This window comes from Reinekea marina (assembly GCF_030409715.1).
GTDB lineage: Bacteria > Pseudomonadota > Gammaproteobacteria > Pseudomonadales > Natronospirillaceae > Reinekea > Reinekea marina.
This window is the reverse complement of record NZ_JAUFQI010000001.1, coordinates 157,767-183,470: the sequence shown is the minus strand read 5'-3', so window position 1 is coordinate 183,470 and position 25,704 is coordinate 157,767. Positions and strand designations below refer to the sequence as shown.

At 44.3% G+C, this 25,704-nt stretch carries 31 protein-coding genes and 1 other RNA gene; 20 read left to right on the top strand and 12 right to left on the bottom strand.

The window, feature by feature from the left end; translation table 11 throughout:
• The first annotated feature begins 77 nt into the window (after positions 1 to 77).
• Positions 78 to 3,191: an ATP-binding protein gene (locus QWZ13_RS01035; protein ID WP_290280087.1), complete on the top strand. Its 3,114-nt coding sequence runs from the start codon at positions 78 to 80 to the stop codon at positions 3,189 to 3,191.
• On the opposite strand, the gene QWZ13_RS01030 is transcribed toward QWZ13_RS01035, so the two are convergent.
• From QWZ13_RS01030 to QWZ13_RS01020, 3 genes are read right to left on the bottom strand one after another with little or no spacing between them, the layout of a single operon-like run.
• On the bottom strand, positions 3,188 to 3,844 hold the full coding sequence (locus tag QWZ13_RS01030) for an NAD(P)H-binding protein (RefSeq protein WP_290280085.1): 657 nt from the start codon (positions 3,842 to 3,844) through the stop codon (positions 3,188 to 3,190). The genes QWZ13_RS01035 and QWZ13_RS01030 overlap by 4 nt on opposite strands.
• A 57-nt stretch (positions 3,845 to 3,901) precedes the next feature.
• Positions 3,902 to 5,236 (bottom strand): Xaa-Pro aminopeptidase, encoded by a 1,335-nt coding sequence (gene pepP / locus QWZ13_RS01025; RefSeq protein ID WP_290280084.1) that lies wholly within the window; start codon positions 5,234 to 5,236, stop codon positions 3,902 to 3,904.
• A 12-nt stretch (positions 5,237 to 5,248) separates the two neighbouring features.
• On the bottom strand, positions 5,249 to 5,899 hold the full coding sequence (locus QWZ13_RS01020) for a UPF0149 family protein (protein ID WP_290280083.1): 651 nt from the start codon (positions 5,897 to 5,899) through the stop codon (positions 5,249 to 5,251).
• 228 nt (positions 5,900 to 6,127) lie between these two features.
• Here QWZ13_RS01020 and QWZ13_RS01015 point away from each other — a divergent pair, with 228 nt between their 5' ends.
• The 5 genes from QWZ13_RS01015 (at position 6,128) to QWZ13_RS00995 (ending at position 8,556) form a co-directional block, all read left to right on the top strand.
• Entirely contained in the window at positions 6,128 to 6,340 is a 213-nt protein-coding gene (locus QWZ13_RS01015) for a TIGR02449 family protein (protein WP_216000714.1), read from the top strand.
• Positions 6,333 to 6,662, top strand: coding sequence for a cell division protein ZapA (locus QWZ13_RS01010; RefSeq protein ID WP_216000713.1), 330 nt, complete (start codon positions 6,333 to 6,335; stop codon positions 6,660 to 6,662). Before QWZ13_RS01015 ends, QWZ13_RS01010 begins: the two co-directional genes overlap by 8 nt.
• A 186-nt stretch (positions 6,663 to 6,848) precedes the next feature.
• Positions 6,849 to 7,628 (top strand): hypothetical protein, encoded by a 780-nt coding sequence (locus QWZ13_RS01005; protein ID WP_290280080.1) that lies wholly within the window; start codon positions 6,849 to 6,851, stop codon positions 7,626 to 7,628.
• Between the two features lie 106 nt (positions 7,629 to 7,734).
• Positions 7,735 to 7,914, top strand: a non-coding RNA gene (ssrS, locus tag QWZ13_RS01000) — 6S RNA.
• Between the two features lie 33 nt (positions 7,915 to 7,947).
• Positions 7,948 to 8,556: a 5-formyltetrahydrofolate cyclo-ligase gene (locus QWZ13_RS00995; protein ID WP_290280079.1), complete on the top strand. Its 609-nt coding sequence runs from the start codon at positions 7,948 to 7,950 to the stop codon at positions 8,554 to 8,556.
• Between the two features lie 59 nt (positions 8,557 to 8,615).
• Here the strand turns inward: QWZ13_RS00995 and QWZ13_RS00990 are convergent, their stop codons facing one another.
• The gene (locus QWZ13_RS00990) at positions 8,616 to 8,774 is read right to left on the bottom strand and encodes a hypothetical protein (protein ID WP_216000710.1); all 159 of its coding nucleotides are present in this window, start codon (positions 8,772 to 8,774) and stop codon (positions 8,616 to 8,618) included.
• A 24-nt stretch (positions 8,775 to 8,798) separates the two neighbouring features.
• On the opposite strand from QWZ13_RS00990, the gene QWZ13_RS00985 reads away from it, so the two are divergent.
• The 3 genes from QWZ13_RS00985 (at position 8,799) to QWZ13_RS00975 (ending at position 10,017) form a co-directional block, all read left to right on the top strand.
• Entirely contained in the window at positions 8,799 to 8,942 is a 144-nt protein-coding gene (locus tag QWZ13_RS00985; RefSeq protein WP_290280077.1) for a hypothetical protein, read from the top strand.
• Positions 8,932 to 9,426, top strand: a complete 495-nt coding sequence (locus tag QWZ13_RS00980; RefSeq protein ID WP_290280075.1) for an EVE domain-containing protein — start codon at positions 8,932 to 8,934, stop codon at positions 9,424 to 9,426. The genes QWZ13_RS00985 and QWZ13_RS00980 overlap by 11 nt, the downstream gene beginning before the upstream one ends.
• 99 nt (positions 9,427 to 9,525) lie before the next feature.
• Positions 9,526 to 10,017, top strand: a complete 492-nt coding sequence (locus QWZ13_RS00975; protein WP_290280074.1) for a Crp/Fnr family transcriptional regulator — start codon at positions 9,526 to 9,528, stop codon at positions 10,015 to 10,017.
• Here the strand turns inward: QWZ13_RS00975 and modF are convergent.
• The gene (modF, locus tag QWZ13_RS00970) at positions 9,983 to 11,449 is read right to left on the bottom strand and encodes a molybdate ABC transporter ATP-binding protein ModF (protein ID WP_290280072.1); all 1,467 of its coding nucleotides are present in this window, start codon (positions 11,447 to 11,449) and stop codon (positions 9,983 to 9,985) included. The genes QWZ13_RS00975 and modF overlap by 35 nt on opposite strands.
• Before the next feature lie 84 nt (positions 11,450 to 11,533).
• On the opposite strand from modF, the gene QWZ13_RS00965 reads away from it, so the two are divergent.
• The gene (locus tag QWZ13_RS00965) at positions 11,534 to 13,036 is read left to right on the top strand and encodes a carboxypeptidase M32 (protein ID WP_290280071.1); all 1,503 of its coding nucleotides are present in this window, start codon (positions 11,534 to 11,536) and stop codon (positions 13,034 to 13,036) included.
• A gap of 22 nt (positions 13,037 to 13,058) precedes the next feature.
• Here QWZ13_RS00965 and QWZ13_RS00960 read toward each other — a convergent pair whose 3' ends face one another.
• The 4 genes from QWZ13_RS00960 to arfB all read right to left on the bottom strand — a co-directional run bounded on the left by QWZ13_RS00960 (position 13,059) and on the right by arfB (position 15,960).
• Positions 13,059 to 13,493 carry a GNAT family N-acetyltransferase gene (locus QWZ13_RS00960; protein WP_290280069.1) on the bottom strand — a complete coding sequence of 145 codons (435 nt, stop codon included), beginning with the start codon at positions 13,491 to 13,493 and terminating at the stop codon, positions 13,059 to 13,061.
• A 24-nt stretch (positions 13,494 to 13,517) separates the two neighbouring features.
• Complete coding sequence (locus tag QWZ13_RS00955) at positions 13,518 to 14,447, bottom strand: exopolyphosphatase (protein WP_216000704.1); 930 nt, start codon at positions 14,445 to 14,447, stop codon at positions 13,518 to 13,520.
• Between the two features lie 171 nt (positions 14,448 to 14,618).
• Entirely contained in the window at positions 14,619 to 15,380 is a 762-nt protein-coding gene (locus QWZ13_RS00950; protein ID WP_290280067.1) for a hypothetical protein, read from the bottom strand.
• 163 nt (positions 15,381 to 15,543) lie between these two features.
• A complete protein-coding gene (gene arfB / locus QWZ13_RS00945) occupies positions 15,544 to 15,960 on the bottom strand; it encodes an alternative ribosome rescue aminoacyl-tRNA hydrolase ArfB (RefSeq protein ID WP_290280065.1) in 417 nt (138 codons plus the stop codon).
• A gap of 74 nt (positions 15,961 to 16,034) precedes the next feature.
• Here arfB and QWZ13_RS00940 point away from each other — a divergent pair, with 74 nt between their 5' ends.
• Positions 16,035 to 17,021 (top strand): aldo/keto reductase, encoded by a 987-nt coding sequence (locus tag QWZ13_RS00940; protein ID WP_290280063.1) that lies wholly within the window; start codon positions 16,035 to 16,037, stop codon positions 17,019 to 17,021.
• Positions 17,022 to 17,076: 55 nt separating this feature from the next.
• On the top strand, positions 17,077 to 17,259 hold the full coding sequence (locus QWZ13_RS00935) for a hypothetical protein (RefSeq protein WP_290280062.1): 183 nt from the start codon (positions 17,077 to 17,079) through the stop codon (positions 17,257 to 17,259).
• Here QWZ13_RS00935 and QWZ13_RS00930 read toward each other — a convergent pair.
• Positions 17,206 to 17,958, bottom strand: a complete 753-nt coding sequence (locus tag QWZ13_RS00930) for a helix-turn-helix transcriptional regulator (protein WP_290280061.1) — start codon at positions 17,956 to 17,958, stop codon at positions 17,206 to 17,208. The two genes, QWZ13_RS00935 and QWZ13_RS00930, sit on opposite strands and share 54 nt — an antisense overlap.
• On the opposite strand from QWZ13_RS00930, the gene QWZ13_RS00925 reads away from it, so the two are divergent.
• Entirely contained in the window at positions 17,959 to 18,549 is a 591-nt protein-coding gene (locus QWZ13_RS00925; protein ID WP_290280060.1) for a peroxiredoxin-like family protein, read from the top strand.
• Between the two features lie 14 nt (positions 18,550 to 18,563).
• On the opposite strand, the gene QWZ13_RS00920 is transcribed toward QWZ13_RS00925, so the two are convergent.
• Complete coding sequence (locus QWZ13_RS00920) at positions 18,564 to 18,986, bottom strand: VOC family protein (protein WP_216000699.1); 423 nt, start codon at positions 18,984 to 18,986, stop codon at positions 18,564 to 18,566.
• Between the two features lie 33 nt (positions 18,987 to 19,019).
• Between QWZ13_RS00920 and QWZ13_RS00915 the strand changes: the two genes are divergently transcribed.
• From QWZ13_RS00915 to QWZ13_RS00900, 4 genes are read left to right on the top strand one after another with little or no spacing between them, the layout of a single operon-like run.
• Positions 19,020 to 19,163, top strand: coding sequence for a hypothetical protein (locus QWZ13_RS00915; protein WP_290280059.1), 144 nt, complete (start codon positions 19,020 to 19,022; stop codon positions 19,161 to 19,163).
• Positions 19,141 to 19,551 carry a DMT family transporter gene (locus QWZ13_RS00910; RefSeq protein WP_290283229.1) on the top strand — a complete coding sequence of 137 codons (411 nt, stop codon included), beginning with the start codon at positions 19,141 to 19,143 and terminating at the stop codon, positions 19,549 to 19,551. Before QWZ13_RS00915 ends, QWZ13_RS00910 begins: the two co-directional genes overlap by 23 nt.
• Complete coding sequence (locus QWZ13_RS00905; RefSeq protein ID WP_216000698.1) at positions 19,548 to 20,000, top strand: DMT family transporter; 453 nt, start codon at positions 19,548 to 19,550, stop codon at positions 19,998 to 20,000. Before QWZ13_RS00910 ends, QWZ13_RS00905 begins: the two co-directional genes overlap by 4 nt.
• 15 nt (positions 20,001 to 20,015) lie before the next feature.
• Positions 20,016 to 20,318: a DUF1330 domain-containing protein gene (locus tag QWZ13_RS00900; protein WP_216000697.1), complete on the top strand. Its 303-nt coding sequence runs from the start codon at positions 20,016 to 20,018 to the stop codon at positions 20,316 to 20,318.
• Position 20,319: 1 nt separating this feature from the next.
• Here the strand turns inward: QWZ13_RS00900 and QWZ13_RS00895 are convergent, their stop codons facing one another.
• Entirely contained in the window at positions 20,320 to 22,440 is a 2,121-nt protein-coding gene (locus QWZ13_RS00895; RefSeq protein ID WP_290280058.1) for a diguanylate cyclase domain-containing protein, read from the bottom strand.
• On the opposite strand from QWZ13_RS00895, the gene QWZ13_RS00890 reads away from it, so the two are divergent.
• The 3 genes from QWZ13_RS00890 to QWZ13_RS00880 are packed head-to-tail and all read left to right on the top strand — an operon-like array spanning position 22,415 to position 25,702.
• Positions 22,415 to 22,594 (top strand): hypothetical protein, encoded by a 180-nt coding sequence (locus tag QWZ13_RS00890; RefSeq protein WP_290280057.1) that lies wholly within the window; start codon positions 22,415 to 22,417, stop codon positions 22,592 to 22,594. The genes QWZ13_RS00895 and QWZ13_RS00890 overlap by 26 nt on opposite strands.
• 19 nt (positions 22,595 to 22,613) lie before the next feature.
• Positions 22,614 to 23,255 carry a TetR/AcrR family transcriptional regulator gene (locus QWZ13_RS00885; RefSeq protein ID WP_290280055.1) on the top strand — a complete coding sequence of 214 codons (642 nt, stop codon included), beginning with the start codon at positions 22,614 to 22,616 and terminating at the stop codon, positions 23,253 to 23,255.
• Positions 23,252 to 25,702 (top strand): efflux RND transporter permease subunit, encoded by a 2,451-nt coding sequence (locus tag QWZ13_RS00880; protein WP_290280053.1) that lies wholly within the window; start codon positions 23,252 to 23,254, stop codon positions 25,700 to 25,702. The genes QWZ13_RS00885 and QWZ13_RS00880 overlap by 4 nt, the downstream gene beginning before the upstream one ends.
• Positions 25,703 to 25,704: the final 2 nt, after the last annotated feature.

The window sequence follows — 25,704 nt, the reverse complement described above, 5'->3', positions numbered from 1 at the left end:
CTACCATTAGTTACTGCAACCTAGGTTAAGTTACATTCATACAAACACTGATTCAAGGCCGCTGCGACCGCACTCTAATGGACATAAATAAATCGATTAAAACGACCTATCAAAAGAGCCCACTGCCAATGAGTGGACTAGCCTCACTGCTCATTTGCGGTTTGCTTTATTTTATCGTTGCCTGGGTGCTTAAAGAGGACTTATTAGACGATAAAACCAGTGAATTAGAGCAAGCTTCGGATACGGCCTACAGTTTACTGGATAAAGAGTTAAATAATGCCAGGAACGCGGTAGACTTTCTGCACGCAACGCCCCCCGTTCACGGCATTACTCGGGCTCTGCTTAACGGCGGCATCGATCCCCTAGAAAATGTGGCCGCAGAGCGCTGGAAAGAGAGGCTGACGGCTATTTTTTCGGCCTATATCAAAAGCACACCGTCTATTCGGCAGTTACGATTTGTCAGTGCGCAAAACAACGGTAAAGAAATTATCAGAGTCGAAAAGCGTTCCGACGCCGTTACCGTAGTGCCCGATGAGTTACTCCAAGAAAAATCCGATGCTTTTTACTTCAATGATATTCAGCGATTAAAGCCTGAAGAAATTTATATATCCAACATTGATTTAAACCGAGAGTATGGCGTTCTAGATGTTCCTATTTGGCCCACTTTTCGCGTGGCTAAAGCTGTATTTGATGAAAACTACAACTTTTTTGGGTTTATTATTGCAAATTTCGACGCCACTGAAGTATTGGGAAACCTAACCAATATTCATTCTAACCTTGGGTTATCACTCTACATCACTAATTCAGAAGGTTATTTTATAGTAGCCCCGACTAAAACGCTTGAGTTTGGCCAAGATCTCAATAATGAAGATGCCAACTGGGCGGCACTTGCTAATGGGCAACCATTGCCCAAGGCCAGTCAAGTGAGTCAGATATTACTGGCTAATGAAACGCATTTTGCCCTGTCAAAGAATTACCTTTACTCGAATCGAGGAAACGGCCAGTTGGTGTTAATTTCAACCCTACCGAAATCGACTCTTGACGCTGTCTGGCAACCCAAGCGATTAGCCATTTTCATCGGTGTGACGCTTTTGTTCTTGGTGACTTTTGTGTTTATCTGGTTTTATAAACGTTATTTAGCCCGGCTAATATCGCTTTATGATGATCAATCGCGTTACGAAGCTATTGTTGCTGGCTCTTCTGATTCCATCATTAATTTAGATCGTAATGGCAGGCTTAAAAGTTGGAATGAGTCCGCTTCATATATGTTTGGTTTAACGTTGCAGCAAAGCGAAGGAAAACCCATTACAGATATTATTCCGGTCGATGGACGCAATCCTAGACTTGAGCCGTCCTTGTATTCGTCCATTATAGAAAACAATCAATCTGTTCAACTAGAGGTTGAATCTTACAATTCAAGAGGGACAAAACGCGTTTACTCTTTAAGTCTTTCTCCTGTTATACCAAAAGACAGTTCTATTGCGCCAACGGTTGCTGCCATTGTTCGAGATATTACTGAGCTTAAAGAAAACCAAGAAGAAATTATCTCCATGAATGACTCGTTAGAAAAGCAAGTCATTGAGCGTACTGAGCAACTAGAAATAGCCACAGAAGAAGCCGTGAGTGCAAGCCAAACCAAGAGTGCTTTTCTTGCCAACATGAGCCATGAAATTAGGACGCCATTAAATGGTATTCGTGGCATGTTAGAACTGTTATCGCGAGAAAACCTAACTGAGAATCAAGTCGGTTACGTTAGTATGGCTAAAAACAGTATTGCGACCTTATCCATTTTAATTAACGATTTATTGGACTTAACTAAAATTGAATCCGGCAAATTGGATATAGAGCTCACCGAGTTAAATTTAATTGAAACAACCAGTGCTATCATGGAAAGCATGTCAATAAACGCGTCGGCTAAAAACCTTGAATTGTTGTTCGATTGCGCTGATTTAAACTATGAAAAAATAGTCTCTGACCCTTATCGAATAAAGCAAATTTTAACAAATCTTGTGGGTAACGCCATTAAGTTTACGCACACAGGTACGATAACCGTAAAACTGGCCTCAACGACGACTTCGACTAATTTTAATCGCCCTGCCATTGAGATCAGCGTTGCAGATACGGGTATCGGCATATCAACAGACCAGCAAGCAAAGTTATTTAAACCCTTTATTCAGGCAAAGAATTCCATTGCAAAAAATTACGGAGGTACTGGGCTGGGCCTATCCATTTCAAAACAACTGGCTAATTTACTCGGTGGGGATATTTCACTGCGCAGCAACATTGGCGTGGGCAGTGAATTTACCTTTACCTTTGAGCCGGAAATTGTTGATCCTGATTTTAGTTTTTTTGAGTTTCCGAAAGAAACCAAAATAAACTGCCACCTGATTATGCAAGATAGTCGAGAGCGGGATATTTTGTATCGTCAGTTTAACCGTTGGGAAATGCTCGTTTCGGTATACAATGATGTGCAAAGTTGTATAAATTTAGCGGCACAATACCCAATAGATTTGCTGGTGATTGATGAGCACTTTACGCAAGACTCATTTGATGAGCTGTATCAAAAATTAACCAAAGAGCAGGCGTGTAAAATTATAGTGTTAAGTAATGAACACTACTCCAATGACATATTAGAGCAAGGTACGATTCCCTATGGTTTTATAAAGCGTCCGATACTACCTTACCCACTCTATTTGTTACTTAAGAAGCTACGACACCCTAATACAATGCCCAAAAATTTAACTAAATTGCCCGATGCGCAAGAAATTTTGGATATGCCAGAAAGCAATTACAATGTGTTAATCGTAGATGATAATGAAATAAACAGGGTCGTTGCCGAAGGCTTATTAGTACGCTTTCCCGTAACCACCTATTCTGTCGGTGACGGTGAAAAAGCGCTCAGCATATTAAACGATGAAACCGATGTGCGCTTTAATCTCGTCTTGATGGATTGCCAAATGCCGGTGATGAATGGCTTTGATGCGACTCGTGCCATTCGCAATGGTCACGCAGGCAAGCGAGTAAAAAATGTGCCTATCATTGCGTTAACAGCGGGTGCAATGGCTGGAGAGCGTGAGGCCTGTTTAGACGCCGGCATGAATGATTTTATACCGAAGCCGATAGACCCTAGTTTATTTGAAAGTAAAGTGTTTCAGTGGCTCGCTAAAGCGAGTGACAAGAATTCGCTTTAGCCCTTGCCCAATTTATGAAGGCTAGTATTGTCGATAACACAGTGCCCTTTTGGCGATTGTTTTAAGTGGGTGAGAATGGCATTCGATACTTTGCTGGCTTGTATTGGCCGGTACTTTAGAAGTTTTCCTTTTAGTATCGGAGCAAAAACCTTTGCAGCCAATTCGCCCATTTTTTCGCCTAGCCGAAACTCTCCTCTAGCCCCTAATAAAAGAGACGGCCTTACAATGGTAAGGCTGGTAAACGGCAATGGAAATAAGCTTGCTTCCATTTTATGTTTGGTTTGTAAGTAAAAATTACTTCCTGGCTTGTCGGCCCCTAAACTGGATACAACCACAAAATGTTTGTAACCTTTAGAGAGTGCCTGGTTAGCTAAATTTATGACCATGTCATAATCGACAGCGGCAAACGCTTTCTTAGACCCTGCGGTTTTTATGGTAGTCCCTAAAGCGCAAATAACAACGGAAGACTCATCTAGAGCTGGCTCTAAGGTTAAGTCACTGTAATCGACTAATAACACCGATTGATTCGAATGTGGGAGATTGATTTTCCGCCGACTGAGAGCGGTGACGTGCTGGCAATGTTCAACAGTAAGATGTTTTAATAATTGCTGACCAATTAAACCTGTGGCTCCGGCCACCACTATGTGTTTCATAGGTACCCTTTTATAAAGGCAAAAAAAAGGCGCGAGATTGAGTCGCGCCTGAGTTACTTAAAACAAGCTTGCTTGCCCGCCTTTCATTAAGGCTTCTATATCGGCTGGGTCTTTAATGACGTCTTTTGATAAAACATCACAGCCATCTTTAGTCACAACGATATCGTCTTCAATTCGGACGCCGATTCCACGCCATTTTTCATCTACATCGGTGTTATCTGGCGAGATATAAATACCTGGCTCAATTGTAAGCACCATGCCCGGCTCAAGCACGCGCCATTCGCCACCGACTCGGTAGTCGCCTACATCATGAACGTCCATGCCTATCCAGTGTCCGGTTTTGTGCATGAAGAACTCTTTATAAGCTTCATCTTTAATGAGCTGCTCTACATCGCCCGATAAAATACCGAGCTCTACTAGCCCTTCGGTTAGGATTTCTACGACCACATTGTGTGGATCAATCCAGCTGTTTCCCGGTTTTACCGCATCAATCGAGGCCAACTGCGACTTCAACACTAAGTCATAAATTGCACGTTGCTCCGTTGAGAATGTGCCGTTGACCGGAAAAGTCCGGGTAATATCAGAGGCGTAGTATTGCAGTTCACAGCCAGCGTCGATTAAGACTAAATCGCCATCATTTAGCTTCTGATTATTTTCAATGTAATGCAATATGCAGGCGTTCTTTCCACCCCCTACAATGGCTGTGTAGGCAGGTCTCAAGCTACCGGCCATCATGCATTCGTGCTCAATTTCGGCTTGCAGCTGGTATTCCATCATACCTGGCTTGCAGCTGGTCATGGCACGCGTGTGGGCGCGTGCAGAAATGCTCGCTGCATCGGCCATGATTGCGATTTCTTGCTTGCTTTTAAACAAGCGTTGATCGTGCAGCAGGTGGGCAATATCAGAAAAGTCTTCCGGTGGTACCGCACCTTGACGAACTTTGCCGCGAATTTGGTTTAACCAAGCCATAAGCTGGTGGTCAAAGGCAGAATCAACACCCATGTGTGCATACACGCGAGTTTTACCTTCCATAAGACCGGGTAAAATATCGTCGATATCGTCTATTGGAAAAGCATCATCGGCTTTATGGTCTTGAACCGCGCCATCAGGACCGGCACGGTATCCGTCCCAAATTTCACGTTCTTTGTTCTTATCGCGAACAAATAATACGTATTCACCTTGCTCGCGCCCTGGCATGAGCACACATACTGCCTCGGGCTCTTCAAAGCCGGTTAAATATTGAAAATCGCTGTTTTGGCGAAAAAGATGGTGTACATCATTGTTACGAATTTGCTCTTTGGCAGCTGGAATAATAGCGATGCTACCGTTTTCCATCTGCTCCATTAACTTGGTGCGTCGAGTTGCAAACTCGCTGTGACTTATTGTTTTCATATCGAATAACCTTTAATGAATAACGGATTCAGAATCGTCAGAATTAGGTGGCTCGTTGTACTCGAGGTAGACGGTAATAGCGCTTACTTTTACGTGCTCGGCAATAGCTAAGTAGTCTTCTTCAGCGTTCTCTAAACTGTCACCACTTTGTGCATCTACTTGTGCTATCTCGGCTAAGTCTTCTAAAATTTCTTGAATGGTCGCTGGCATATCGCTGGTTTCTTGAACCGTTCCGGCCGCACCAAATGCTCCTAAAAAACTGCCCGTCCATTCACTGAGCGCAAAGAGGCGGTCGAGCATCGGGGCGTCTTCATCAGGCAACAATAAACTGAAACTTAAACCGGGGTCTTCAAACTCAGATAATGCTTTAAAGTAAAGCCCTTGCAGAATGGTCACGTGGCTTTCTTCTACTTCTTGGCTTGGGGCCATTTGATCTAATGCCCAATCCAGCCAATCTTCTTGAGCCATGCGTTTACCGGCGGCGAGAACACCGCAAATAGAGCCATGAAGGTAATTTGGCGCTAAACTTGAGCCTAATTTGACGAAAAGGGCGGCTAAATCATCATAGGTTAGTGCAATACCCGATTGGGGTGTGTTACTCATAAATTCTCCAGTGTAGGCTCGGTGAAGCGACATTAATGCAGCAGATAATACGTTATTCAAGGCAGTTGCTAAACATTCGTGCTAATTTTATTGGCGTCAAACTGTAAAAATGACGATTTTTGCTTGATTCCACACATATTCTGAGCGAATGGGCAATGCATCCTAACAACCAGCCTGATAAACTTAATGTGATAGATGATTTTTCGGCCCTAGTGATGTAAAAAGTAAGGGTTTTTACTGTTGTGTTAAATAACACGTCTTTTGTTGTGTATTGAGATTTCTGTGATTATGGCTAATCAAAATTTGCTTGGGCTCGAAAGTAAAATCGACGAGCTGCTAAAAGCGTATCGAAAATTAGAGCAAGAGAACCGACTGTTGAGTGCCGAACGTGAAGCATGGAAAACAGAGAGAGCTAAGCTCATTAAACAAAACGAGCTGGCCCGCAGCCGTGTAGAAGCTATGATCGAGCGACTGAAAACCATGGAGGCGCCAGATGTCTGAACAAAATACACTTAACGTATCCATTTTAGATCGTGATTACCGTGTGGCGTGCCCAGCAGGCCAAGAAAATGAGCTAACAGAAGCCGCGCGTAAACTTGATGAGAAAATGAAAGAAATTCGTGGCACAGGCAAAGTCTTCGGCATTGAAAGAATCGCTGTAATGGCCGCATTAAACTTAACCCATGAGTTATTGCAAGCCAGTCCAAGCCTCGAAAACAACAGTGCCGCCATAGAAAAGCTCAGCGCAAAAATAGACGCCGTTTTACCTGAAAGCTCAGATGACGACTTCGATCTAGATTTTGATCCAGTAGAACCTGTTTAAGTTCTATTCTTTAATAGTGGCTAACCCTGATGTTGAAAATGGCAAAGGGTTACTCAGTTGGCAAAAACTCGATTTCTCCTCTTTATTAATGCCATAAATGCGATCTAGCGCAAATATTTTGTAATGGTTCAGGTTACACTCAGCTTTACAGGGTTAATGTAACCTAAAGCTTGTGAAGAGGTAATTATGAACATTCAAGGATTTGTGTTGGCGGTTGCAACCTTCGGGTTAGTAGCCTGTATGCCCGATACGGAAATCAATGCTGATAATGTTGAGACTATCCTCGCCGCGAGCTCTGTTACCACGGATATTAACGATACCGTGCACATTGGTGTTCAGTCCCAAGCCTCCCTCACTAAAAGCTTAAATCGTTTATCTGCCAAAGCGCTCTCTAATTTTTATGTTGAAGACAAGTGTTTAAACGATACTGGTGATTATCAATTTACCGGTGAGTACTCAGAGGTTGAACCTGAGTTTAAAGGGCAGTTTAACCTTGCTTTTAATCAGTGCCGTCAGCCACAGGCAACCTTAGATGGTGTGGTGGCCGGTAGCTTCAGCGGCCATATAAGTGAGCAATCACTTAGCCTAGATTATACGTTGTCTGGCGGTATCGATATAAAACGTGCCAACCATACCATTCGTGTATCCGATTATTCTGCCGATGTACTGTTAGAAGCTCAATACAGCGGTTTAACCCAGCTAGAGTGGACCATTCAATACAGCCACGCCGGCGTTTACCAGTACAACACACACGCTTATAAAGGCCGAATAACGGCTCAAACCATTACAGACGTGCGCTGGAGCTTTTTAGGAAGCGATGTATCTAAGGTTGTCGGAGAAGTGCACTACAAAGACGACGATGGCAATTTACTGGCCGTCGTACATTCTGAAAATGGCGTCACGGTCAGTTTAAACGACCAATGGGTTAGAACTTATTCGCATGAAGATTGGTTGAAAAAGTTCTAACCGCTGGAAAGCGGTCATGCTCTGGCTTAGCCGAGTAGTGGCTTAATTTGTTGGCTGTTTTCTCAATGTCAAGGCTGTGATTTTTTAATTTTTAGTTATAATCGGTTTAACCCTGGGTTACTCGCCAGCTGTGCAAAGTCCTCTGCCGATAAATCTTATTTAGGGGTCGGCCTGTGATTGATGTGTGCATGTCTGCCTTGAGCAGAAAGCCTAATTCAGTTCGGAAGGCTCCGTCTTGAACTCTACGGTTCAAGGTCTCACATAGCAGCGGTAACTTGGGGCTCTACCTCCCTTCTTTTGATGCAGGGTTTGACTGTTTATGTCGGTTAATGCAACACCCAATCCTTCAAATGCTATCCAAAAAGTAGAATTACGACGCCGGCTAAGAAAAGCGCGACGTTCTCTTTCCTATTCAGAGCAACAAGCAGCAGCGAATGCATTAGTTGAAGCCATTAGGCCACAACTTAGCGTTGCTAAAACGCCACGTATTGCTATGTATTGGGCTGCTGATGGTGAAATTTCGTTAGAGCCGTTGATGGAGTATTGTTTTGACCTAGGCATAGAAGTGTATTTGCCGGTACTGCATCCGTTTAAGCCACGCTTGTGGTTTGCCCAATACTCTCCAGGCGCGCCGCTGTTAGACAATCACTTTGGTATTCCAGAGCCGCAAGCTAAACAGAGAATTAAATCTTGGCAGCTCAGTATGGTTTTATTGCCTTTGGTCGGGTTTGATGAATTTGGTGGGCGCATTGGCATGGGCGGAGGTTTTTATGATCGGACATTTGCTGGCAAAGAACGCTGGCCTCATAAGCCTAAATTGATTGGCGTAGCACATGAATGTCAAAAATTAGAGAAGGTACCGCTAGAGCCTTGGGATATAGCATTAACTGGCGTGGTTTCAGATAAACAGTGGTATAGCGTTGGCTAGTCTGAGGTTTTAAAAAGAGTGATGGTAAGTACGCGAACTCCTTTTCGCGACTCTATTTATTATTGGCTATTGCTAATGATAATGCCTGATGCTTGAATCTCAGCTTGGCTGAGCGGGCGACGTTGATCGCTGTTCGACATGCTCGAAACAGTAACGCCCAAACCTAACATCAACACTAGAAGCACAATAATATCTGGCTTACTGCGTTTTTTGATCATAGCTATTCTTTTTATAAGTTTTTAGTGACTACTCAATGTTCAGATAGCAAACTTGCGCTTACTCCTGACTTCTTTTTTAATGGTGCACTTATTTATAACCCAGTTCTGTGCCCAAGTTCAAACTTTGTTTTCATATCGGCGCATTTAGCGTCAAAACGTGAACTATAACCAACTTTTAAAGGGATATATCATCATGACTTCGCAATATTGGTTGTTAAAAACTGAACCAAACGAGTTCTCGATCGATGATTTAAAAGCGAAAGGTTCAAATGGTGAGCCCTGGGATGGTATTAGAAACTACCAGGCTCGCAACTTTATGAGGGAAATGGCGATGGGCGATACCGTTTTAATTTATCACTCTGCCTGTGCTGTACCGGCCATTGTCGGAGAAGGTAAGATTATTAAAACCGCTTACGATGATCACTTTGCGCTTGACCCGAAATCTAAGTATTTTGATGAAAAAAGCAGTGCCGATAAAAACCGTTGGTCTCTGGTGGATGTTGCCTTTGTCGAAAAATGGCAAAAACCAGTGCCACTTTCCACTATAAAAACCGTCAAAGCATTGTCAGAAATGAAGTTAGTGAAGCAATCTCGTTTATCTGTATCGCCGGTAACGGCCGATGAATACGAGGTCTTGATAACTTTAAAGTGATTCTGTGAACTGTTTCTAAAACATAAAATAAATTGTACAGATCTTGCTCGAATCAATATTGGGTGGTTAACTGAAGATCAGCCGTCGTAGGTAATCGCTATGGAAAAAATCAAAGCCACAAACTTTTCAGCCAAAGCCGTTGCAGAGCTCATAGATTCCACAAACTGGGCTAATGATTTTCAATGGAGTGATATTCTGTTGATGGGCCAGTATTTTACCGCTTATGAAGCTGAGCGCGGGCAAGTCATCTTTTATGAAGGGGCCAAAGCCGACTACATGGGTCTCATTGTCTCAGGTTCTATCCGCATTAGTAAAACAGCCGCCGACAACCAAGTAAGAGCGTTGGCCACGTTGAAAGAATCGCAAACCTTTGGCGAGTTATCGCTCATCGATGGCGCACCGCGTTCGGGGTTAGCCGAAGCAACCACCAAAACGCAATTTGTTATCACAACCAAACGCCAATTGTTGCAAATGGCTGAAGACGAACCCGCATTGGCCTTCCACGTACTCTGGAAATTGGCGGAGTCTATTAGTCACCGCCTGCGCCATACCAGCTTTAAGCTTCTCGATACGATGAGCTCAACACATTAATTTCAAATAATGTATTAGGCTGTGGCGACTCACTAAAAACTAACCGAGATGCGATGCAGTCTAATGTTTCATCTTGGCGGTGTGACACTAACAATAAAGTACTATCATTCGATTCAATGAGCGCATTGACAACCTGCATTACATAGTGGCGATTAAAGTCATCTAAGCCTTGAGTGGGCTCATCTAAAATGAGCAGTGTGGGTTGTTTTATTAACGCGCGTGCGATTAACACTAGTCTTTGCTCACCCATAGAAAGCTGTTTAAACGGCCGATTGGCTTTATCGGCTAAGCCAATGAGTGCCAGCCATTGCATCGCAATTTTATGTTCCGATTCCCCAGTGGCTTGGTACACACCTATTGAGTCAGTTAAACCTGAAATGATAGCGGTAACCGCATTGCCAGAAACTCTATAATCTCGGTGCAATGCGCCAGAAACATAGCCAATGTTTTTCTTCACTTGCCAAATACTTTCACCTTGTCCGCGTTGAAAGCCCAGTACCGCTAAATCGTTTCGGTAGCATTGTGGGTGATCGCCAGTAATGAGACCCAACAACGTTGATTTCCCACATCCATTAGGGCCGTGAATTTGGCTGTGTTGTCCTGGCATTAATGACCACTCCAAATCTTTAAATTGGTAGGTTTCATCATATTGAACAAAGCCATTATTTAATTGTATAAGCGGTTTATCTTTTGGCCATGCTTGGTTGTTTGTCAGTGTCTCGGGCAGCTCGATAGGACCTCGGCTCAAGGAGGCTAAATGCTGCCACTGAGACTCAGACGCTTCATTTGATCTCGGACCTTGATAAAGCAGTCTACCTTTATCTAAAAAGGCTAACTTATCAAAGCCAAGTACGGCATCTTCAAACTGGTTCACAAGCAGCATTAACCAATGACCGTCGTTGATCAGGTTGTTAATTAACGTATGCAGTTCTTTACGGCTGTCTAGATCGAGCCCTTCAAAAGGCTCATCTAAAATTAATAGATCAGGCGCTTCTAGTAACGCCATGGCTAACATAACCCGACGCCCTTCGCCGCTCGAAAGCACTCGGTAGCCTTTGTTCAGTAGGGGCTCTAAATGCAGTGACGCCACTGTACGATCATGAGTATCCGACCATTGGCGTTGTTCAACGAGCAAATCCTTTACTAGGGTGCCGTTATCTATTTGATCCAGAAAGTCTGTGTCGTCGCGGTACAGTTCGCGTTCGTAGAGTTCTTGTTGGCTTTCTAATGACAAAAACTTAACCTTTTTAGGTAGCCCAACTATCTCACCCGAGGCAAGAGACTGTTCTCCGGCCAGTACTTTTCCTAGTGTGGTTTTACCGCTGCCGTTTGTGCCCATGACCAGCCAAGACTCAGATGGTTGGATCTCCCAGTTTTTTACAGATAACAAAGACTGTGCACCAATTTTGACAGTCAAATCAGATAACAACATTAGATGACTCGTAATACTTTATGGAATAAGCCACTATACTGACGAACTTTTACTGTTTCGACAATCGCTAAGGGAGCAATATCAATGAGTTACGCCTCACTAGAAAAAACCTTTTATAGGCTTGCACAATTAGATCACGCGGGCGCTATGTTAGGTTGGGACCAGCAAGTCATGATGCCCAGTGGTGGTAACGATGCACGAGGCCGAGCATTAGCTGAGCTTAGCGTATTAACGACTGAGATATTGCAAAACCCGGCATTGGCCGATGACTTCGCGCGTGCAGAACAGGAACAGACAAAATTAAATACTTGGCAACTAGCTAACTTAAAACAAATGAAAAAAGAATGGCAGCACGCCACTGCCATGCCCAAAGCTTTGGTAGAAGCCATCTCGATCGCGACAAATGAATGTGAATACGCGTGGCGAACGATGCGAGCAGACAACAACTGGGCCGACTTTGAGCCCATGTTGCAAAAAGTGTTCGACTTAACCAAAGAGAAAGCACAAGCACTTAACAGTGCTTTGGGTGCAGAAAATGGTTATGCGAATGACTACGAAGCCATGCTCGATATATTTGATCCGGGCACAAAAATGAGCCGGATTGATCCAGTTTTTGCTGAATTAAAAGAAACCATTCCAGGTTTATTGCAACAGATTACGGAAAAGCAAAACGCGGCTTCACCGATAATTCAGCCTTCGGCACCGGTGGCTAAGTCTAAACAAATCGAACTGGCGAAAGCGTTAATGGGCGCGCTAGGGTTTGACTTTAACCAAGGCCGTTTAGACGAAGCCGCACACCCGTTTAGTGGTGGCGTGAGTGACGACAGCCGAATCACGTCACGTTACGATGAAAACAACGTTATTGAAGGCATTATGGGTGTTATCCATGAGACGGGGCACTCACGCTACGAAACGGGTTTGCCGAAAGACTGGCGTTACCAGCCCGTAGGTCAAGCCATGGGTATGGGCGTACACGAAAGCCAAAGTTTGTTTTTTGAAATGCAAATGGGTCGTTCGGCGCCGTTTATTAGTGCCATCGCGCCATTAGTGCAACAATACGCGGGTAACGACCCAGCCTACAGCGCGGAGAATATGCGTAAAATGTATACGCACGTTGAACCGGGGTTAATTCGAGTCAATGCCGATGAAGTAACTTATCCATTACACGTTATTCTTCGCTATGAATTAGAGCGTGATATTATTTTAGGTTCAGCCAGTGTCAAAGACATTCCTGATCGCTGGAATGACGCGATGAGTCGATACTTAGGGCTAGATACGCGCGGTGATTATAAGAATGGTCCTATGCAAGATGTGCATTGGCCAGGTGGCGCGGTGGGTTATTTCCCTTCTTATACATTAGGGGCCATGAATGCGGCTCAATTGCATGATGCCATGTTAAAGCAAATCCCTAATGCGGCCGATTTAATTGCGTCGTTTGAGCTTGCACCGATATTTGATTGGTTAGGGAAAAATATTTGGAGCCAGGGCAGCTTGAACAGTTACGATGAGTTAATGATTAATGCGACGGGTGAACCACTTAACTCGAGTTACTTTATTGATCATATTAAGAATCGTTATTTAGGCTAAACGCGATCACAATGCGTGGGGATTAAGCCGCGGCTTTTTCCCAACGCATGATGTACTCATCAAATGGCAAGTGCGCATTTTTTTGTTCTCCTGTAACTTCGAAGCCTTGAGAAAAGTAAAAGCGTTGCGCTTTGTAATTGTCGGCAAAGCAATATAATTCTAACTGCTCATGTCGTTCTTTAGCGTGTTCAATTAAATCAGAACCAATTCCTTTGCGTTGTTCATCTACGGAAACAAACAATCCATTGATGTGGCTTTGTGTCAGTGAGATAAATCCAAGAATTTGTCTATGTTTTTCATAGACATAAGACTGATTCAATGGAAGGTATTCATCTCGAACTCGGTGCCGATCTTTCGCAATAAATTCAGGGTCTATGAAGGGGTGAGCCAGCAAGCTTGCATCGTGATATATGTCGGCTAACTCAGGAAAGTCGGTATTGGTGGCCTGCCGAATCATTGTTCACCCCTTTTTTTATAGTCTTTAACCGTCTCGCGTGATTTTATCAATCAGAATCGCTAAAACATCATCCGCTTCTTCATTGCTCACTTGGCAGGTTCCTGCAGCATGATGGCCGCCACCGTTATAAGATAAACAAAGTTCACCGACATTGGTTTTTGAAGACTTATCAAGAATCGATTTGCCGATGGCAAATACCGTGTTCTGTTGCTTTAGGCCCCACATTCTATGAATAGAAATATTACATTGTGGGAACAAGGCATAAATAATGAAACGATTGGTTGCCCAAATGGGGTCTTCATTTTGCAAGTCTAGCACGACCAAGTTTTTATGAACTGTGGCACAGCGCATTATTTGTTCGTTCGCTTTGGTTTGGTGTTCCATATAAAGCTCGACGCGCTCATGAACATCGGGCATTTTTAAAATTTCTTCTATGGGATTGCGACGACACTCATCAATAAGTTTCATCATTAATTGATAATTAGAAATGGTGAATTCTCTAAAGCGGCCAAGACCGGTTCGTGCATCCATTAAGAAGTTCATTAAATCCCAGCCACGAGGGTCTAGAATTTCATCTTTGGTAAAGTTTGCTGAATCGCCTTTATCCACCGCGATCATAAGCTCATCTGAAATGTGACCTATGTTTTCTTTGCCACCATAATAATCGTATACAACCCTCGCCGCTGAAGGAGCGGTAGGGTCAATTATGTGGTTTGCTCTTTTTTCATTACGAATGGTTTCACTTAAATGATGGTCAAAGGCTAGATAGGCGCCTTCTACAAATGGCAGATTGGTGGTTATGTCATTCGATGTGATCTCAATTTTGCCATCTTGCATGTCTTTAGGGTGCACGAATAAGATATCGTCGATCATATCGAGTTCTTTTAAAATGGCGGCACAAACCAAGCCATCAAAATCACTCCGAGTGACCAATCTATATTTTTGTTCTGCCATACTCTGTCAACCTACTCGATAAATTGCTGTTTTTTCAGTATAGAAGCAAATTTACCAAAATACAGAAACTGGCTGAAAACGTGAGGAACATTTTAAAGCGGTAAGTATTAAGGGTTCTCGCTTGGAGCGCTCGAAGCAAAGCGAAGACGCGAATGTTCTAATGTTTTGACCTTACTTGAAGCCCGCAGCCCGAAACAGGTTAAACCCGCTTCGGCAGCGTGTTCCACTTCCGCGGGTCGCTGTTCGTGCATCCTGCACCGCTAAACTTCGCCATCCATGGCTCAGATGCCCGCTCCAGTGAAACCCACCGCCAAAGCTAGTCTCCAATGCCACACAAGTAGGAGCGCGCGAAGCAAAGCGAAGCCGCGACTGTTTTAAATGTTTTGACCCTACCCGCAGCCCGAAGCCCGCAGCCTGAAACAGGTTAAATCCGCTTCGGCAGCGTGTTCCACTTCCGCGGGTCGCTGTTCGTGCATCCTGCACCGCTAAACTTCGCCATCCATGGCTCAGAGGCCCGCTCCAGTGAAACCCACCGCCAAAGCTAATCACCAATGCCACACAAGTAGGAGCGCGCGAAGCAAAGCGAAGCCGCGACTGTTTTAAATGTTTTGATCTAACCCGTAGCCCGAAGCCCGCAGCATAAAACAGGTTAAACCCGCTTCGGCAGAGTGTTCCACTTCCGCGGGTCGCTGTTCGTGCATCCTGCACCGCTAAACTTCGCCATCCATGGCTCAGATGCCCGCTCCAGTGAAACCCACCGCCAAAGCTAATCACCAATGCCACACAAGTAGGAGCGCGCGAAGCAAAGCGAAGCCGCGACTGTTTTAAATGTTTTGATCTAACCCGTAGCCCGTAGCCCGAAGCCCGCAGCATAAAACAGGTCAAACCCGCTTCGGCAGCGTGTTCCACTTCCGCGGGTCGCTGTGCGTGCATCCTGCACCGCTAAACTTCGCCATCCATGGCTCAGATGCCCGCTCCAGCGCAACCCACCGCCAAAGCTAGCCCTCAAAGCAAGGACGCGATTGTTTTAATCTTTTGAACTTTCCCGCAGCCCGCAGCTCGAAGCCCAAAACTAAAAAACAACATCCGTTGTTTTTTACCCGTCCTTAACCCTGCCTCTCAAAGCCTTTGTCCGACTGTGTTTGGTTTTCTTATCCATTCGGCGCTTTTGCGAGTTACGGCTAGGTTTGGTGGGCCTTCGTGTTTTCTGAACTACGGTGGCTTCTAAAATGAGGGTTTTTAGGCGCTCTAGCGCGTCTGTTCTGTTTTTTTCTTGGGTTCGGTGTTGTTGGGCCTTGATGATGACGATGCCATCGGCTGTGATGCGGCTGTCTTTTAAGGCAAGTAGACGTTCTTTGTAGAAGTAGGGCAGTGAAGATGAGTGTATATTGAAGCGCAGGTGAATTGCAGATGAGACTTTGTTGACATTTTGTCCGCCGGCGCCTTGAGCGCGGATGGCGTTAAGCTCTATTTCGTCGCTGCTGAGGCTGACGTTATTCGAGATATACAACAAAGCTAGGTTCCTATTGGTTTTTACTCAGTTTAACAGTTTTCAGTTTGGTTGGCTTGTTTGGGGTTCGCACCAAAGTGCGAATTTTCACGTGGTGGTTGGTTGCTATTGGCCGCTGTAGCGTTACAGTTACCTTAATTTTTAGGGTTTATAGGTGTGTTATGCAAAGAATTACGTTGCCAAATTCTTCGGTGAGTCTAAGTCGCCTTATTTATGGCGCTTGGCGTTTGGCTGATGATTCGGATACCAGCATTAAGAACGTACGTGCAAAAATTGATGCCGTATTGGCGGAAGGCATCACTACAATTGATCATGCCGATATTTATGGTAATCACGAATGCGAAAAGCTATTTGGATTGGCGCTCGCAGAAAACAAGTCACTTAGAGATCAAATGGAGATAGTGACTAAATGCGATATCTGCATGAACACCGACAAATTTCCTGAACGCAATGTCGGGTTTTACGATACATCGCCAGAGTACATTGAAAAAAGTGTCACGGAATCTTTGCGGCTGTTGCAAACCGATGTTGTAGATACACTGCTTTTGCATCGCCCTGATCCTTTCATGGACGCAGAAAAAACTGGCCGAGCGTTAGATGTATTGATTGATTCAGGCAAGGTCAAAACTATTGGCGTTTCTAATTTTAAGCCTGAAGATTGGCGATGGCTGCAAAAAAATATGCACCATAAATTGGTGCTGAACCAAATCGAAATGAACGTTCTTGCCAAAGAGCCTTTCAGAAACGGTGATGTATCGGCGCTGCAAAACGACGATATAAAAATCATGGCATGGTCGCCATTAGCCGGCGGGGAAATATTTGGCAATAGTGCAGCGGCGCAGCGGGTAATGCCGTTGTTATCACGTGTTGCTGAAGCTCAAAACACGCGTGTAGATTTGGTCGCGATAGCTTGGTTGTTAGCACATCCAGCTAATATTATGCCGGTAGCAGGAACCAACAACATAAGCCGAATAAACGGCTTAAGCGAAGCGTTAAACATTAAGATAGACCGCCACACCTGGTTCGAAATCTGGACCGCTTCTGACGGTCACCCAGTGCCTTAAGGTTTTGGAAAGCTGCAAGTTTTTAGCTTCAAGCTGCAAGTAAAGAACACAACGATTGTCGCGCCTCCACTATGTTTCGGACACTCCTACAGGGCTAGCAGCCAGGGTAGGAGTGTTCGCAGCAAAGCGAAGACGCGACTGTTCCGGTGTTGTGACCTTACCAGCAGCCCGAAGCCAAAAACCCTCACTCCCCCACCTCACTCGGCCATTCCCCAAAATGCTGGTGGAACGCCCGTGAGAATCCTTCGTTAGATTGATACCCAATTGACTTTGCAACTTGGCTAATTCGATGGCCTTTAAGCAGTTGGCTTCTGGCTAAAGTTAGTCGCCATTGGCGGAGGTAGTGAGAAGGGGAGCAGCCTACTTTTTCATTAAAACGTTTATAAAAAACGGTTCTAGAAACTCCACTTTGATGCGCCAACTCATCTACGGTCCAAGGGTGGTCTGGGGAGTCATGCACAGCAACTAATGCATGTTTTAATTGAGGGTCGGCCAGCCCTAATAACATGCCCGTCTGTTGAGCCCCAAATTCTATGGCATCCCGAAGCAGATATATCATCAAAACTTCGACCAGCCGTTCCAACATAATAGGACCGCCACATCGAGGTGTTTGGAGTTCGGTTAAGACCGTTTGTGCCACCGCCCATGCTGCGTGTTGCGGATTCAAATTCATTCTAATTGCATCTGGAATGGCTTGAAACAGTGCACTTTGCTCTCCGCCAAAATCTATGAATATAGCGAGAGGATCATTATTGCTATTTTGAGCGCTGCGCTGATAGCGAATCTCGATGTGTCCTGACTGAGCCTCAGAGAGCACCAACATTGGTGCTGATAAGTTTGGGGGTGGGTTGGCGATGCTGAAGTGAGCTTGTCGGAATAAGGTGCTTAGGCGATCAAGAGGCATCTTTTTGTACATTCCATCATCAAATATGCACATATGATAGCAGAATGTACTGTAAAGTGTGATTCTAACTTAAAAAGAGGTGCCACTATGCTTATTCCACGTCAAAAAACGCCAAACCTTAAACTACCCACATTAGGGGGTGCTGAGTTTGATTTATCCACCGCCAGTGGCGATCGCGGTACCTTGGTGGTGTTTTACCGCGGTTTGCATTGCCCTATTTGCGCTAAATATTTGAAAGAGCTCGATGAACAATTACCCGCATTAGCTGAGCACGGAATTACAGTAGTGGCGGTTAGCAGTGATAATCAAGAGCGCACTCAAGTCATGGCCGATAAAGTTGGCTCAAGCACGTTACAATTTGCGTACGATTTACCGTTAACTGTCGCAAAAGAGTGGGGTTTGTTTATTTCTACGTCGCGTGGAAAAACATCGCTGGGTATAGAAGAGCCTGCGTTGTTTTCTGAGCCCGGTTTATTCTTAATAAGCCCAGATCAAAGCCTGTATTTTTCTTCGATACAAACCATGCCGTTTATACGACCAAACTTTGCCGAGCTGGTGGGTGCCTTGGATTTTGTCATTAAAAACAGCTACCCAGCACGAGGTGAATACCGAGGCGACGTTTAAACCATTCGCCTAATTCACGAATCGGTATCTTTTGGCCCTATCCAAGCAAAGGGGTTGTGGGCAATTTCCCACAAGTGCCCATCAGGGTCTTTGAAATATCCGCTATAGCCACCCCAGAAAACTTTCTGGGGGGCTTTAACAACCTGTGCACCCGCATCGATAGCTTGCTGATAAACCTCGTCCACATCGGCTTCACTCGCTAAGTTGTGAGACATTGAACATGAATTAAATGAGCTTGTTTCAAACGCTACTTGAGCATCTTCGGCCAGTGCTTCGCGACCATACAAACCCAACCAAGTTCCCTGTAAGTTAAAAAACGCAACGTTCTCATCTTCGCCTTCACCGTGGCGAGGAAAGCCAAGGCCATGCTGATAAAATTTTATGGCCCGTTGAAGGTCGTCTACCCCTAATGTAATCATGCTGATGCGTGGCTTCATAACATTCGCTCCTTAAAAAAGAACACTGTATCATTGTGCGCTGTTATTTTTACATTCATCAGCTACATTCAACAGATAAAGTTTAACTTAAGGTCATCTTTTGAACCGAATTTTTGTCTCTCTAGTTGCGTTGCTTGGCGGCGGTTTACTGGCCATGATGATCGCCTTAAATGGTAAATTAATGGCCTTTGTCTCACCCATTTACGCCTCATGGATTGCCCATGCCACGGGTGCAATTGCCGCACTGTTTATTGTTCAATGGGTAAGATACAAACGAACGGCGGAGGCAACGGCTAATTTATCGAAAGCGCCTACTTGGTCTTTCTTCGGGGGTATTCCAGGCGCCTTTGTAGTGGTATTAGCTGTGATTACAGTCAACAGCACGTTAGGTTTTACCGGAACACTAGTGCTGAGTATCACAGGGCAAATATTATTTAGCTTGATAACCGATCAATGGGGTTGGTTTGGCTTTGCGAAAAGAGTGCTTACAGCACGTCGGTTGGTATCGAGCTTACTCATTTTCTTTGGCAGCATGTTGATCGTTGTTGCGAAGGGGCAGTTATGACCTTATATATTGTTTTGGCGCTGTTTAACGGAATTTTAATTGCGGTCGCTCGTTTACTCAATGGTCGGCTAGCCACACATAGCGGCGCATTTTACTCCAGCTGGATTAACCATATTGGCGGGTTTTTGTTTTTATCGATTCTGTTGCTCTTTAGCCAAGGGTTTTATGCACCGTTAAATTCTATTCCATGGTACTTGTATTTTGGTGGTGTCATCGGCGGGCTTTATGTCGGTCTCAACAGTTTTGTCACGCCAAAATTAGGGGCCACATTGGCAACGTTGTTGGTTATTGCAGGCCAATTAATCGTCAGTGTCGTGGTGGATATTTTTCTCGGAAACATAAGGCTCAACCTAAACTGGCCTAGCCTGCAATTAGTGATCGGTTGCTTGATGCTCGTGGCCGGTTTTTATTTGATGTCGGTAGTAAAAGACGAGAAACGCTCTAATTAACGAAAGGAAGTTGGAATGGCGATTGAACGAATCATGGGTTTGTTCGTAACGAACGAAGAAGAGTATAGTTTATATCGTGCAGGCATGACGCCTATACTGCATGATTTTGGTGGTGCCTTTGGTTACGATTTCAAAGTATCTGATGTTTTAATATCTAAAACCAAAGATCCAATAAACCGGGTATTCACGATCGAGTTCCCAAGTAAAGCGGTGATGGATGCCTTTTTTTCAGATCCACAGTATTTAAAAATTCAACAAGCCCATTTCGCTAAGTCAGTAAGCTATAAAACCGTCATTGGCATTCACGAAGTTAGCTAATTTAACTGGCCAATAAGACACCGCCTTTCGATGAATTTTTAATTTCATACATGGCTACATCGGCATTGTGAATGAGTGTATCTAAATTAATGCCGTGCTTTTGATAATCGACCACACCAATGCTGGCTGAGATATTAATGATATGAGAGTCTACGCTAATTGGCTTTTCTATCGATTCTAATATTCGGTTGCACATATTTTTCAGCTGAGTTTTATCATCAATGTGGTCTATCACTAACACAAATTCATCACCACCAACTCGAGCTGAAAAATCAGAGCTTCTTAACACGCTATTAATTCGCTCGGCGACTATTTGTAATACTTTGTCTCCAACTTTATGCCCGAATTGATCATTCACTGGTTTGAATTTATCAAGGTCTATATAGGCCAGCGAAAAAAATTTGTTGGGCTGTAAGTTTGCAATCGTGGTATCTATGTATTGTGTTAGCGCCCTTCGGTTTGGCATTTCTGTGAGTGGGTCATGCAGCGCCAAAAATTCAATTTTTTCCTGAGCTGCAATGATCTCTTTCTTATCTTGCACTAACACACGATTCAATTTCTGAAGTTTTTCATGGCTCAGCGCGTTGCTAAACGCTAATGAAATAAATGGAGCAATGGCCAAGATCAATTTGTATTCACTACCCGTAAACCGGTTGGGTATTTCACTTTGTATCGACAAAACACCGATCACATCGTCTTTATTTTTTAACGGTAAAAATAGTTGAGAATTAGGTACTTTCTTGCTTTTGCCCACCAGCTTTCTTTTTTTACTGGGTTCATTAATAGAAACAGGTTTTCCTGTTACGGCCGCAAGAACGGTGTTACTACCGGGTTCGTCGTAACGTATCTCGTAAAGCTCTAACGGAGTACCGTCGTCAATAAATGTTCTAAAGACGACCCTTGACTGTTCTGGATCATTTTCCGAAAGCGCAATGACATGGGCGTCTAGGTACTCGCTGAGCAATCCATATAAGCGTTCACCCAGCGCGCTCAAGCTTAAGGTTTCGGCCAGTCGAATGGCAATCTTGTTTATAGTTTGCAGTTGGCTTTGTTCGTTCTTTAAATAGGTGTTCTCTTTTTGAATGATTTCTTGTTTTATTTTTTGATTTTCTTGTTGCAAGCGAGCTTTACTTAACTCCATAGCTCTGCGGTTGCGCTGATTAACCACCGACCGTTCAAGCTCTAACGTTAATTGGAAGTAGCGGTTTGCCTTTTCGATATCGCCTGCGGCTTGATAACAAAATGCGGCCAGCTCGTAAACTTGCAAACGCAGGGCGGCATGATCACTGCCATCTGAATTCACATTGAGCGCAAGATTAATGACGGTCAGCGCTCGTTGTTGATTGCCGTCGCTGAATAAAGCTTTAGCTAACTCGATATAGGCACTGAGCCCCATCGTACCTTCGAATTCTAAGTTTGGGTCATTAATGACAGCTTCTAAAATAGTCTCGGCTTGAGATAAATCTCCCATCAGGCGATACATACGCCCCTTTAGGATAAGTGAGAATATTCTCAAATGAACGTAATCTATTTTAACGGCAATTTCGAAAGTACGCTTTAAGGCTTGTGCGGCACTGTTAAAATCCATGTGCAATAAAAAGATACGAGCTTGTTGCCAGTAAAGCTCGGCGATGGACTCTTCATCGCAATGGCTATGGTCGAGTCCCGTAACTTCATTGACATGCTGCTCGCAAGTACTGTAGTCATGGGTTTCAAAAAACAAGTCGGCTAAATTCAATTGAGCGGTAAATTGACCATAGACATCGTTCAGTTTTTTGGACAGCTCAATCGCTGTTTCTAGGGCCTTTAGAGCTTGGCCGTATTCACCGGTACTTTTGTAGGCCATGCCCAATGCATTATTTACGCGTCTAATTTGGTTAAGGTCATTAGCTAAAACCGCACGGTCCAGTGCCTCGTTGAGCTGTTGAATTGCACCGCGATAATCAGCGGTAAAGATGAGGCAGCTCCCACGGTAAAAAATGGCGGTTTCGTATTCAGGGGCCGTTTTAGGCATCTCAGAAATTAACTTATCCAGTTCAGACAATGTCTCTAGCGGAGACTGAATCATCGAAATCCACAAACGCTCTAACTGTGGAGTGGTATGGAGCTTTGCTGAGGACATCTTACGTATAACCCTGCATAAAGATTCAATGTTGGATAACTTTTATTTGAGTATAGTCGAATTTCTAAGCAAAGCTAAGCAGGGCGAGTACTTAGCGGATTTAATCAAACGCTTAATTTCGATGAACGAAATGGCTAGGCAAGTCGATTTGTAAGGTCTAACCTGTTCATCAAGTGATTAATTCAATAAAGGTCAGCCACATGACACCCGACAGCCAGCAACAAGATACGGCTCGGAAAGCGCTATTAAATGCGGCGCGTGAGCTGTTTTTGAAAAATGCCTACGCCAATATATCCATTCGCCGAATCGCCGATAAGGCTAAGGTGAATTCCGCCATGATTGCCTATTATTTTGGCTCCAAGAGCGGCTTATTTAGAGAAATGTTGGCGTCTTATGTCGAGCAAGTTACTTCTGAGCTGAAAGCCAATATAAACCAAACTCCTAAAGCATCCTCATTAGAGGGCATTTTATTGAATTTTTACCGCAGCATGCCCGCTGAGCTAGCAACGCTTTTATTCAGAACCTTGTCTTTTGAGCAAAGCGACATGCGCGATTGGATATTGGAATCGCTCTTGAAACCAACACTGGCGATGGCCGAAGCCTATTTTGCGCAGGTCATTTCACATTCAAATAAAGACGAAATTACCATGGTTGTTCGAGTGTCGTTCCAATCGATGCTTGTAGGGCCAAAATTACTCGAAAAACCATTAAATGAGCTCGATCTTGGCACCATCGATGATGACTTTTATCAACAACTGGCTAAATTCAACGCCCGACTCTTTGCCAGCTATTTTAATTTGGAGGCTACAGAATGAGCCAGTGGATGATGAAAGTAGAGCAGTGGCTTGTTGCTCTCAGTTCAGTTTTTGTGCATCACCCCAAGCGATCTTTATTGGCTTTTTTAATCGTCATTGTTGCGATGGGCCAAAACCTACGGTTTATTGAATTAGACCCTGAAATGGAAAGTTTTGTCTCGCCAACCTCAGATATTCGAGTCGACTATAGTGCTGTTAAAGAAGCATTTGGCCGCAATGATATTGTCATGTTGGGCCTGCAAGGTGACGTTTTGTCGGCGTCTTTTATGGCGTCACTTCAGCAGTTGCACACACGGCTAGAAGATGAACTGCCGTATGTTGATGACGTCACCTCGCTCATCAATGCGCCGTATCAGCAGGGGTCTGATAACAGCTTACTGGTGGTCGATTTAGTAGAAGAACTGCCAAGCCTTGAGGCCGATTTTAAGCAGCTAGAGCAAAGAATTCAGAACAGTACTCTGGCCAGTACAATTTTAGTGAACGATGCCCGCACGATGGCGCTGGTGATGATAGAGCCGGCCACCTATGATTATGGCGAGCAAAACCAAGATACCGCAGATTTTGATAACGCATTTGAAGATGCCTTTAGCGATGATGCATTTTCAACGGTGGCTTTTGAAGCACCTCGAGAGCAACAAAGTTTGCCGTTAGTGACTCAGTTTCAACTTATGGACATGATCGAAGAAGTTGAACTCATCATGGCCGATTACCCGCAACTATCGCCCATTTTAGCGGGCATGCCTGCCTTAAATGTGGCACTAGAAAGCACCATGAAAAGCGAAATGGCCTTTTTCTTACGCCTCACGGTGGCTCTCATTGTGATTACATTGCTGCTCTTTTTCCGCCAGCTTGCTGCGGTTATTGCGCCTGTAGTAGCGCTATTATCTGGGTTACTGCTTACTTTCGCAGTATTTGTGTTAGCGGGTCAAAAAATACAAATTCCATTGATACTACTGCCAACATTTTTGCTGGCCGTTACGGTCGGAGATGCCGTTCACTTACTTACGCACTATTACCAGTTTATTAGAAAAGGGCAATTAAAACCCCAGGCCATTCACAGCGCCATTAAAAACACTGCAATACCGATGTTGCTCACTTCTTTGACGACGGCCGGTGGTTTGTTGTCTTTATCGGTTGCTGATGTCGTGCCTATTAAGAACCTAGGAATCTATGCGGCAATTGGCGTAATGTTGGCATTCGTGCTGACGATAACGATTGTGCCCGCCTTGCTGATGCTCCTTCCTCAAGCAGCGGTGAAACCGTTAGAAAGTGATGATCGGCTTTCTGAGCTTATGACATTTCTGTCGAAGGTCTCTTGGCAATACGGCGGTAAAATTGCCGTGTTGTGGTTGATAGGCTCTATGCTGGCTTTTACGCAAATTGTAAAACTCAACTTTTCTCATGATCCACTCAATTGGATGCCAGCAAGCTTACCTATTGTGCAAGCGACCCAAGTTATTGATGACCAGCTCAGTGGCACCATGACCATGGATGTGGTGTTTGATACTGGCGAGCCCAACGGCGTAAAGCAATTGGCATTTTTAACTCAGCTAGCAAGCTGGCAAGAATCCCTTGAAAGCTACTCAAAAGGGAACGTAGAAGTTAAAGGCGTTAACTCCATTATCGATGTTATTAAAGAGTCTAATCGTGCACTGCAAGGTGGCGGCGTAGAACATTTTTCTTTGCCAAAGACTCAGTCGCTGATCAATGAGGAGTTGTTTCTATTTGAAAACAGTGCGCCCGAGCAATTGTATCAGCTCGTTGATAGTGATTTTCAAAAAACTAGAATGACGTTGATACTGCCTTGGAGTGACTTGATGTTTTACGAAGGGTTTGTTGCCGAACTTCAAGCACAAGGGGATGCGCTATTTGCCGATCACGCTAGCGTAAATGTAAGTGGGCTGATCGCATTATTGGCCGGCACCATGACTGCATTGGTTTACTCGGCGGCATTCAGTTACGTCATTGCGGCGGTTGTTATTGGGCTGATGATGATGCTGTTACTCAACTCAATAAAGCTCGGCGTTGTTGCCATGATTCCCAATGTTGCCCCCATTGTCATCGTAATGGGGTTAATGTACCCGTTAGGCATTGAGCTCGATATGCTCACCATTTTAGTCGCCACAATCGCCATTGGGATTGCGGTAGACAACACCGTGCATTTTACACATCACTTTCGGCGCGGCATTGAACAAGGGCACGCATTGAAACAGGCGATGGACGATGCCTTTTCGGGGGCAGGTAAAGCGTTATTAACAACCTGCGTTGTATTAGCGGCAGGGTTTTATGTATTTCTATTCAGTGATGTGAGTAGCATATTCAATCTAGGTTTTTTGTGTGGAACTTCGTTTGTATTGGCCATGCTTTCTAACTTTACCTTAACGCCATTTTTATTGCGCTGGTATTTTAGGAATACGGAAACTGAAAAAGAACATTCAATAACTTAAAG

What these genes read in the sequence shown, in the direction of transcription:
- QWZ13_RS01035 (WP_290280087.1), top strand. Translation starts at nt 78, where the DNA reads ATGGACATAAATAAATCGATTAAAACGACCTATCAAAAGAGCCCACTG.
- QWZ13_RS01030 (WP_290280085.1), bottom strand. Translation starts at nt 3,844, where the DNA reads ATGAAACACATAGTGGTGGCCGGAGCCACAGGTTTAATTGGTCAGCAA.
- pepP (WP_290280084.1), bottom strand. Translation starts at nt 5,236, where the DNA reads ATGAAAACAATAAGTCACAGCGAGTTTGCAACTCGACGCACCAAGTTA.
- QWZ13_RS01015 (WP_216000714.1), top strand. Translation starts at nt 6,128, where the DNA reads ATGGCTAATCAAAATTTGCTTGGGCTCGAAAGTAAAATCGACGAGCTG.
- QWZ13_RS01010 (WP_216000713.1), top strand. Translation starts at nt 6,333, where the DNA reads ATGTCTGAACAAAATACACTTAACGTATCCATTTTAGATCGTGATTAC.
- QWZ13_RS01005 (WP_290280080.1), top strand. Translation starts at nt 6,849, where the DNA reads ATGAACATTCAAGGATTTGTGTTGGCGGTTGCAACCTTCGGGTTAGTA.
- QWZ13_RS00995 (WP_290280079.1), top strand. Translation starts at nt 7,948, where the DNA reads ATGTCGGTTAATGCAACACCCAATCCTTCAAATGCTATCCAAAAAGTA.
- QWZ13_RS00990 (WP_216000710.1), bottom strand. Translation starts at nt 8,774, where the DNA reads ATGATCAAAAAACGCAGTAAGCCAGATATTATTGTGCTTCTAGTGTTG.
- QWZ13_RS00975 (WP_290280074.1), top strand. Translation starts at nt 9,526, where the DNA reads ATGGAAAAAATCAAAGCCACAAACTTTTCAGCCAAAGCCGTTGCAGAG.
- modF (WP_290280072.1), bottom strand. Translation starts at nt 11,449, where the DNA reads ATGTTGTTATCTGATTTGACTGTCAAAATTGGTGCACAGTCTTTGTTA.
- QWZ13_RS00965 (WP_290280071.1), top strand. Translation starts at nt 11,534, where the DNA reads ATGAGTTACGCCTCACTAGAAAAAACCTTTTATAGGCTTGCACAATTA.
- QWZ13_RS00960 (WP_290280069.1), bottom strand. Translation starts at nt 13,493, where the DNA reads ATGATTCGGCAGGCCACCAATACCGACTTTCCTGAGTTAGCCGACATA.
- QWZ13_RS00955 (WP_216000704.1), bottom strand. Translation starts at nt 14,447, where the DNA reads ATGGCAGAACAAAAATATAGATTGGTCACTCGGAGTGATTTTGATGGC.
- QWZ13_RS00950 (WP_290280067.1), bottom strand. Translation starts at nt 15,380, where the DNA reads ATGCACGCACAGCGACCCGCGGAAGTGGAACACGCTGCCGAAGCGGGT.
- QWZ13_RS00930 (WP_290280061.1), bottom strand. Translation starts at nt 17,958, where the DNA reads ATGTGCATATTTGATGATGGAATGTACAAAAAGATGCCTCTTGATCGC.
- QWZ13_RS00925 (WP_290280060.1), top strand. Translation starts at nt 17,959, where the DNA reads ATGATAGCAGAATGTACTGTAAAGTGTGATTCTAACTTAAAAAGAGGT.
- QWZ13_RS00920 (WP_216000699.1), bottom strand. Translation starts at nt 18,986, where the DNA reads ATGAAGCCACGCATCAGCATGATTACATTAGGGGTAGACGACCTTCAA.
- QWZ13_RS00910 (WP_290283229.1), top strand. Translation starts at nt 19,141, where the DNA reads ATGATGATCGCCTTAAATGGTAAATTAATGGCCTTTGTCTCACCCATT.
- QWZ13_RS00905 (WP_216000698.1), top strand. Translation starts at nt 19,548, where the DNA reads ATGACCTTATATATTGTTTTGGCGCTGTTTAACGGAATTTTAATTGCG.
- QWZ13_RS00900 (WP_216000697.1), top strand. Translation starts at nt 20,016, where the DNA reads ATGGCGATTGAACGAATCATGGGTTTGTTCGTAACGAACGAAGAAGAG.
- QWZ13_RS00895 (WP_290280058.1), bottom strand. Translation starts at nt 22,440, where the DNA reads ATGTCCTCAGCAAAGCTCCATACCACTCCACAGTTAGAGCGTTTGTGG.
- QWZ13_RS00880 (WP_290280053.1), top strand. Translation starts at nt 23,252, where the DNA reads ATGAGCCAGTGGATGATGAAAGTAGAGCAGTGGCTTGTTGCTCTCAGT.